Raw genomic sequence first — 8,528 nt, 5'->3', positions numbered from 1 at the left:
GACGAGTCGCAGTCGACGCATGCCGAGCGCGTGACGACATAGCGTCGTCGGCGCCCTCGGCGCGAGGATCGTCGGACTCACCACTCCGTGAGCGTCCACAGCTCCGGGCGCCCAGCAGACCCCTGCACCTCGGCGAAAGCGACTGCGGAGGCCTTGAGTTCGGCCATCGCCTCGTCGTCGCGTCCCGCGACGTGCAGCAGATCGGCCACGTGCGAATGCAGCGCTCCCCGCCGATGGCGATCCCCCTGGCGCTCAGCCAGAGCGACCGCCTCTCGGGCGGTCTCCAGCGCGAGCCCGTAGGAGCCTTCCGCTGCCCGGACGCGCGAGAGGTTGTTCAGGGTGGCGATCAGCAGGTCGTCGTCGCCGTGCGCACGCGCCCTTGCGACGGCATCCGCGAGGTGTTCTTGCGCGGCGGCGATCTGACCGTCCGCGAGCGCGACCATGCCGAGCACGTTCGCCGCCTGCGTGCGTGCGGCGTCGTCATCGGATGCGGACGCAGCCTCCAGCGCGGACTGGGCAGTCGCGCGAGCGTCGCGGGTCAGGCCGCGCCGGTGCAGCACGAGCGCGAGATCGGCGAGCAGGCGCGCGTGCCGCCCGCGATCTTCGGCGTACGCGTGCTCGAGCGCTGATTCGAGGTGCGACTGTGCGAGCTCCCAGTCACCGAGGCGGTCGTGCACGCCGGCGATAGCATGCTCGACCTCGGCATGACGATCGGGATTGGACTCCGCTGAGGCGGAGGCCTGATCCAGCGCCACGAGCGCCTCCTCGTAGCGTCCGAGTCGCACCAGGGCGATGCCTATCGCCGCGTGCACGTCGACGTCTCGACGCCCGAGCGCGAGGGCCGCGCGCAATTGCACGATCGCCTCATCGTGTGCAGAAACGCGGGCGGACGCGACCGCGGCGGCAAGAAACCATTCCGCCGCCTCGTCTTCGCGTCCGGCTGCGGCGAGGTGCTGCGCCACCGAGCCCGCCGGGGTGGCAAGGGGATCGACCGTGTGACGCCGTGCGAGCACATCAGCGACCCGCGCGTGCAGCAGGCGGCGGCGTGCAAGCGACAGGGGGTTGAGCGCCGCTGCACGCACCAGGTCGTGCGGCGCGTCGTACCCGGGGGTCTCTGCATGCTCGACGAGCAGGCCTCGCGCGACCGCCTCTTCGATCGCCTCTACCGTCTCCGTCTCGTCGCGCCCGCTCACGGCGCGCAACAGGTCGGGCGGCGCGACGGTGCCGATCACGACCGCGGCCGCCACCACCTGCCGCGCGGTCGCGGACGCACCGGCGAACCGGGCCGCAACGATGTCGCGAATCTCGTGCTCGTCGGCCTCGGAGGGCGCGGCCGCGAGCTCGCGCACCAGGAGAGGGATGCCGCGCGTTCGGCGCAGCACGTCGTGGGGATCCAGGTCAGCACCCACGAGTTCGGCGATCTGCGCCGCGTCGAACGGCTGCAGGGTGAGTGTGTCGCCCTCCTGCACGACGGCCTGCTGGAGCGGGCCGCCCGTCGTCCCCGGCGTCCACGCGACGACAACGAGAAGTCCCGGCGGCAGCCGACGTGCCAGGTAGCCGAGAAGGACCGCCGAGGGCCGGTCGATCAGCTCCGCGTCGTCGACCAGGAGCAGCACCGGTTCGTCGGCCGCGAGCTGCTCGAGCCCTACCCGAACCGCCTCGTGGACACGCTGCAGATCGCCGGGCGTCCGGATCGTCCGCGGCGCGGACACGTCGACCTGCGTGGCGAGCGCCGCGAGAGGTGTCGCGGTCGGGCCGAGCCTCGCGGCCAGATCGGGTTGGATGCCGAGCATCGCGCGCACGAGGTCGTTCGCGGCCGCATATGCGAGCGCGGTCTCGGCTGCGTGCCCGGCGACCCGCAGCACGCGACCCCCCGCACGGGCTGCCACCGTTCCGGCGAGCACCGTCTTGCCCAGGCCCGGCTCGCCCACGATACCGAACAGACGCCCGGGGCTCGTGCCGGACAATCCCCGCCAGGCGTCGCCGAGCAGCCGCACCTGCAGTTCACGACCGATCAGCTGCGGCTGACGCGACTCGGTCGCAGAACCCGGCTCATCCGGCGTGGGCCGCCCTCCTACGCGCTCTCCGCCCCGAACCGTCACCGACTCGCCCTGCGCCGCCTCATGCTCGATCCTCTCGGACGGCGCCCGCAGTCTTCCGGTGCGGATGTCCTCGTGCAGCGCGAGAGTCTGCGGCAGCGGGGGCACTCCGAGTTCGCGGTCGAGCAGCCGCACGAGACCGCGATAGGCCTGCAGTGCACTGGGGCGGTCGCCCGACAATGCTGTGGCGCGGATCAGATCGGCGTGCGCAGGCTCCGACAGCGGCTCGACCTGCACACGCCGCCGGGCGTGTTCGAGCGCTTGGTCCCACGCGCCGCGCTCCACCGCGGCGACGACGAGCCGAGCCAACGTGCGCGAGAGTTCGTCGCGAAGAGCATCCGCCACCTCCAGCATCCAGTCCTCGAACGGCGGACTGTCGCGTAGCGAGAAACCCTCGAGAAAGCGGTCTGCAGGCAGAAGAGCCGCCCGCCGCCAATCGTCGGGATCGCCCGAAGCGGCGAGTCGTCGAAACCCTGCAACATCGCAGTCGAACGCGCCTGGGTCCAGCCCCAGCCGATCGGAGGTGATGACGAGCGCAGGACCGACGGCCGCGGCGACCGAGAGCGTGCGCCGCAGCGTCGCACGGGCACGCGATCTCTCCAGTTCGGGCCACAGCAGTCCAGCCAGGGCATCCCGCCCGTACTCGCGGCCGGTCACCCCGAGCAGAGCAAGGAGCGCGACCGCCTTGCGGGTGTCGAAGCGCACGGCGGCATCGTCCCGCCACACCCGTGGCGGGCCGAGAAACTCGAGCCGCAACGACACGATCGCACCCTCCCGTGCATACCGTAACGCCCTGGCATCCGGCGGAGCGTTTCGACTTTCAAGATTCGTCCGACTCCGTAACGCTTTCGGAACGCACCGCGGATCATCATCGTTGCAGTACCGGCCGCAGGGCAGGCGTCCGGTTGAGGGGGTACCGATGACTGACACGCTCGAGACGGCGGCGCAGACGACACTGCCCGCCGATCCTGCGACTGAGCCCCCGGCTCGAGCCGTGCGCCGGCAGCAGCGCGCCGCGGCCCGCACCGGTCGTCGTGCCGAGCAGAGCGCGGCGCCCTCGCGCGCCCAGAGGATCGACATCCACATCGATCCCGGGGATCCGCTGCTCGTCTACCTCCAATCCGCCTCGGGACCCGCCGAGATCGGCGCGCTTCCGGCATACTCGCCCGCGGTGACGCGGCTGGTCGAGCAGGACGTCCACCTCGTGGTGCCGCTCGTCACGAGCGGCGAGCTGGTCGGCATCCTGGCGCTCGGTCGGCGTCTGTCCGAGCGGACGTACTCGCGAAATGACCGGCGGCTGCTGGACAGTCTGGCCCGCTACGCCGCGCCTGCGCTCCGCCTCGGGCAGTTGATGCGCGCGCAGGAGAATGAGGCACGCGAGCGCGAGCGCATCGAACAGGAGCTGCACGTCGCTCAGCTCATCCAGCAGCAGTTCCTGCCGACCGAACTGCCCGAATTGGGCGGGTGGCACCTCGCGGCGTTGTATCGCCCCGCCCGCACGGTGGGCGGCGACTTCTACGACCTGATGGAGCTGTCCGACGGCCGCATCATGGTCGTCACGGGCGATGTCACCGACAAGGGGGTACCCGCTGCGCTTGTGATGGCGAGCACCCACGCCCTGCTGCGCTCGACGGCGGCGATCGTCACCTCTCCGGGGGAGGTGCTGCGGCGAGTCAACGAGCTTCTCATGCCGCAGATCCCGCCCCACATGTTCGTGACGTGCCTCGTGCTGGTGATCGATCTCGACACGGGCCGCACTGAGTTCGCGAACGCCGGCCACAACTTGCCGTACGTCCGTCGCGGTGGCGGAGTCGAGCAGCTGCACGCACGCGGCATGCCCCTGGGTTTGATGTCGGGCAGCGTGTACGAAGAGCATGAGACGGTGATCGACCCCGGTGAGATCGTGCTCCTGTACAGCGACGGCATCACCGAACAGCACAGCACCGACGGCGAGATGTTCGGCTTCGGGCGGGCCGCAGAGCTGGTCGCTCGTGCAGAATCCGGCCAGGAACTCATCGATGACGCGGTCCAGACCCTCACGACGTTCTCTGCAGGCGTCGAACAGGAAGACGACATCACCCTGGTCGCGCTGCTCCGCGGCCGTCCGGGTGTCGTCTCCGAGTCGGTGACATTGAGTGTCGCCAGCGCACTCGGCAACGAACGTGATGCGATGGACCGCGTCGCCGAGATCGCTGCGCCCGCCCTCGACCCAACTCGGCTCGAGGCGCTCAAGACCGCGGTCAGCGAGACGGTGATGAATGCGATCGAACACGGCAATCGAGCGGATGCAGCCCTCGAAGTGCTCGTCACGGTTCGGCGGACTCCTGACTACGTGACGGTCGAGGTGGGCGATTTCGGTCGCGGGATTCAGATCCAGGCCGAGATGCCCGACCTGGATCTGAAGCTCGCCGGGCTGCAGACGCCCCGCGGCTGGGGACTGTTCCTGGTCAGGGAACTTGTCGACAGAGTCGAGGAGTTCAGCGACGGCGACAGACACGTGGTCCGCCTGGTGATGCGCGTGCAGGACACGGACGCAGGGGGCGGCTCCCCCGCGGAACGGAGGGACGATGAGTCTGAGTCATGAGATCCGGCGCCGCGACGACGCTGTGGAGGTCGTGCTGTCGGGTCGCATCGATCGGGATGCCGCTTCGGCGCTCGACGACGCGTATACCGCGGCATCCGTGGACACGCCCGAGTCGATGCAACTCGACTTCACCGGTGTCGACTACATCAACTCGACAGGGATCGCCCTGATCGTCGGCATGCTGGCGCGTGCGCGCGCGCAGCAGATGGCCGTGCGGGCGGCGGGCCTCACCGAGCACTATCGGCACATCTTCGAGATCACCCGGTTGAGCGACTTCATCGAGATCGTCCAGCCGGCGCCACGTTAGGAGATCGACATGGGATCAGCGCACATGGAGGTGACCCATCCGGCACCGGGTGCGGCCGCAATAGCCATTTCGGGCGATGTCACGGCCGCTTGCGAACAGGATCTGATGGCCGCTCACCAGCAGGCCTCCGACGCGGGCGCCGCGCTCGTCGTGCTGGATTTCTCGCAGATGGAGTACATGAACAGCGGCGGCATCGGCATGCTCGTCACGCTGCTCGTCCGCGGGCAGCGGCGACAGCAGCGCATCGCCGCAGTCGGGCTGACCGACCACTACCGGCAGATCTTCGAGCTCACCCGGCTCGATGAGGTGATCGTCCTGCACGACGACACCGCCTCCGCGATCCGAGCGCTCGCATCGCAAGGAGAATGATCATGGGCGAACGCTACGGCGCCGCGCCGCGGGATGCGGGCAACTGGGCATCGAAGGTCGACCGACTGCAGGTGAGTGATCCCACCGAGCCGCACGGCTACAACATCCAGGGCAAGCGGGTGGCCGGACCGATGAACGGGTTCGGGCGGCTCTGGCAGCGCACCTACACGGCCGACCTCGGCGCCGGGGTGACGCCCCCGTCGCTCATCGCCGATTGGCGCGCGCACTTCGGCGAATACTGGCCGCGCATGGGCCGCTTCCACAGCTCGGTCTCGGCGATCCAACCAGGAGATGTCACCGCGCTCACCGCGGGGGGCGTGACCAGTGGCATCTTGGTGCTCTACGCCGATGACACGTCCTTCACGTTCCTCACTCCGGAGGGACACATGTTCGCGGCGATGATCACCTTCTCGGCCGAGACGGATGCCGCAGGCCGCACGATCGCGCAGATCCGGATGCTGCTGCGGTGCTCCGATCCGCTGTTCGAGAGCATGTGGCCGGTCGCGCGCCGCGGCGAGGACGTGTTCTGGCCCGGCGTGCTGCGCAACCTCGCGGCAGTACACGGAGTCGAGGGTGTCGAGGTCGAGGAGCACACGGTGTGCGTCGACCGTCGGCGGATCTGGCGCAACTGGAGGAACGTGCGCCACAACGCCGGTATCCGCACCGTCGCGCACACTCTGACTGCGCCGTTCCGGCCGCGACGCACGGGGACTGCTGCCTGATGACGGCGCACGAGGTGGCACGGCGGGTGGGCCTCTGGGCCGGGGTGGGAGTGATCCTGGCGCTGAACGCCATCCTCGCAATCGGGTACGGCGCGGTGACCGGGCTCCTCGGATTCAGCGGATTTCCGATCGTCGGCGCCATCATCCTCATATCACGCCCCAGAAACGGCGTGGGCTGGTATCTCTACGGTGTCGGCATCGTGTGGGGCATCAGCGCGGGACTCGCGGTCGCCGGCGGGTTCGCCGACGCCGGCGGCTGGGTGAGTGTGGACGGCGTCGCAACAGGCCCGGCGTGGGCGGAGGCCGCGCAGGCCGCGCTCGGATGGCCCGCCTGGGTGCTGCTTCCGGTGATCGGACTGATCTTTCCCACCGGGCGCGTCGAGACGCGCGTCGGCCGCGTCCTGTTCTGGATGCTGGTCTCGTTCGCGGCTCTGGCGGCGCTGTCGGATGCCGTCCGCAGCGATCCGCTGCCGGTGAGCGCGCGACCGAACCCCCTCGCCGTGCCTGCCCTCGCCGGCCTGTCGGACGTCGTGACCGGACCGGTGGGAGTGCTGTTCTTCCTTCTGGTCATCCTCGGCGTCATCGCCGACCTTGCGGTGCGCTGGCGCCGCGCGACCGGCGCACGCAGTCTGCAGTACCGCTGGCTCGTGTTCGGTCTGGTCTCCGCGATCGCCACCGTCGCGCTGTCCGGCGCGATCAACGCCATCTTCCCCGGCCAGGTCTGGGTCGAATTCTTCTCGGCAGTCGCAGTCGTATCCACGAACCTCATCCCCGTCTCGATCGGCATCGCGGTGACCCGTCACGGTCTGTATGAGATCGGCCGGGTGGTCTCGCGGACGGTGTCGTACGCGATCGTCACCGCCCTGGTCGTGGGCATCTACATCGGAGCCGTGACCTCGACAACCTGGCTGCTTCCCGGGCTGCCCGCCCTCGGCGTCGCGGTGGCGACCTTGGTCGCCGCCGCGCTCTTCCTCCCGGTGCTGCGTTTCGTGCAGCGGCGCATCGACCGTCGCTTCGACCGCGAGCGATTCGACGCGCAGCAGGTCGTCACCGACTTCGGCGAACGCCTCCGCACCGGAAACGACCCTGCCGCCACCGCAGACGACCTCGTCGACGCCATCGAGCGCACGCTTCAACCCGGCGCACTCGGCATCTGGACGACAGGAGCACGGTCATGAACAGTCCCGCCGGCGCAGCCGACGCCGAAACGACAGAGGGAGTCTCGCCCGGCCCCGCATGGCCGGCCTTCCTCCTCGCCGCACTCGTCTTCGCCATGCTCATCGCGACGGTCGGCTATGTCGGCAGCGGTCCGGCGCTGGTTTCCCTCGCGCCGTTCCTCATCCTTCTGTCGGTGTTCATCGTGGTCGGCTGCCTGCTCTCCTGGAAGCGCCCGCACAATCCGATCGGGTGGCTGCTTCTGCTGATCCCCGCACTGTTCACGCTCGGCGCTCCCGCAATGCTCCTCGGAGAAGCCCTGCTCGACAGTGCGCCTGGTGTGTCGGCGTGGCTGTTCTGGTACGGCTACGACCGCGAAGACACGTGGAGCTGGCTCCCGCCGATCGGACTGCTCCTCACACAGATCCCGCTGCGGTTCCCCAACGGGGCACTTCCGACGCCGCGATGGCGCTGGTTCTCATGGTTCACCGTCGGCACCCTCGTCATCGTGAGCGGACTGCTGTCGACCGCATCCATCGAGGTGTACCCCGGGATCGCGAATCCCGTGCATCTGCCCGCGGTCGTCACGAATCCGCTCATCATCCCGTTCTGCTTCGGTGCGCTCGCCATCGCTTTCGTCGGATCCCTCGCATCGCTCGTCGTGCGCTACCGTCGCGCGGGTTCCGTCGAACGCGCCCAGCTGCGCTGGATGCTGTGGGCCGTCGGCCTGACCGTGGTGATCCTGATCGCGAGCTGGTTCAGTCCCGACCCGTGGATGGAGGGGATCAGCAGCATTGTGCTGATCTCCTACGGGCTGATCCCTGTCGCGATCGCGATCGCCGTTCTGCGGTACCGCCTGTACGAGATCGACCGGATCATTTCGCGCACGGTGTCCTACGCCCTGGTCACCGCGATCGTGGTCGCGGTCTACGCGCTCGTGGTCACCTCGGTGGCGTGGCTGCTTCCAGATGCGACCACGCTGGGGGTGGCCCTCGCCACACTCAGCGCCGCCGCGTTCTTCCTTCCCGTCCTGCGTGTCACTCGTCGCCTGCTCGACAGGAGGTTCAACCGCGCGCAGTACGACGCCGAGCGCGTCGTCGTCGCCTTCGGTGACCGACTTCGCACCGGGGCGGACCCGCACACCGCGGCATCCGACCTAGCCGACGCGGTCGAGCGGACCCTCGAGCCCTCCGTCGTCGGCGTCTGGACCCGCCGACCGACCGAGTGATGGGACATGATGACCCCCGCCTCTCAGGACGGCGCTGCGGGATACGCCACGCCGATGCCGCTTG

7 protein-coding genes are annotated in these 8,528 nt (G+C 69.3%); 6 read left to right on the top strand and 1 reads right to left on the bottom strand.

Translation table 11 applies throughout. The features are described 5' to 3' along the window. Window positions 1-77: 77 nt before the first annotated feature. Window positions 78-2,861: a BTAD domain-containing putative transcriptional regulator gene (locus tag QZV81_RS06515; protein ID WP_292834562.1), complete on the bottom strand. Its 2,784-nt coding sequence runs from the start codon at window positions 2,859-2,861 to the stop codon at window positions 78-80. 157 nt (window positions 2,862-3,018) lie between these two features. On the opposite strand from QZV81_RS06515, the gene QZV81_RS06510 reads away from it, so the two are divergent. From QZV81_RS06510 to QZV81_RS06485, 6 genes are read left to right on the top strand one after another with little or no spacing between them, the layout of a single operon-like run. Next, window positions 3,019-4,683: a SpoIIE family protein phosphatase gene (locus QZV81_RS06510; RefSeq protein WP_292834559.1), complete on the top strand. Its 1,665-nt coding sequence runs from the start codon at window positions 3,019-3,021 to the stop codon at window positions 4,681-4,683. Then, window positions 4,667-4,990 carry an STAS domain-containing protein gene (locus QZV81_RS06505; RefSeq protein ID WP_292834556.1) on the top strand — a complete coding sequence of 108 codons (324 nt, stop codon included), beginning with the start codon at window positions 4,667-4,669 and terminating at the stop codon, window positions 4,988-4,990. The genes QZV81_RS06510 and QZV81_RS06505 overlap by 17 nt, the downstream gene beginning before the upstream one ends. Window positions 4,991-4,999: 9 nt before the next feature. Next, window positions 5,000-5,359, top strand: a complete 360-nt coding sequence (locus QZV81_RS06500; protein ID WP_292834553.1) for an STAS domain-containing protein — start codon at window positions 5,000-5,002, stop codon at window positions 5,357-5,359. 2 nt (window positions 5,360-5,361) lie between these two features. Then, entirely contained in the window at window positions 5,362-6,081 is a 720-nt protein-coding gene (locus QZV81_RS06495; protein ID WP_292834550.1) for a hypothetical protein, read from the top strand. Then, complete coding sequence (locus tag QZV81_RS06490) at window positions 6,081-7,259, top strand: hypothetical protein (protein ID WP_292834547.1); 1,179 nt, start codon at window positions 6,081-6,083, stop codon at window positions 7,257-7,259. Before QZV81_RS06495 ends, QZV81_RS06490 begins: the two co-directional genes overlap by 1 nt. Then, a complete protein-coding gene (locus tag QZV81_RS06485; RefSeq protein WP_292834544.1) occupies window positions 7,256-8,464 on the top strand; it encodes a hypothetical protein in 1,209 nt (402 codons plus the stop codon). The genes QZV81_RS06490 and QZV81_RS06485 overlap by 4 nt, the downstream gene beginning before the upstream one ends. Window positions 8,465-8,528 lie beyond the last annotated feature (64 nt).

The organism is Microbacterium sp., assembly GCF_011620665.1.
Classification (GTDB): domain Bacteria; phylum Actinomycetota; class Actinomycetes; order Actinomycetales; family Microbacteriaceae; genus Microbacterium.
This window is presented reverse-complemented; position numbering and strand designations above follow the sequence as displayed.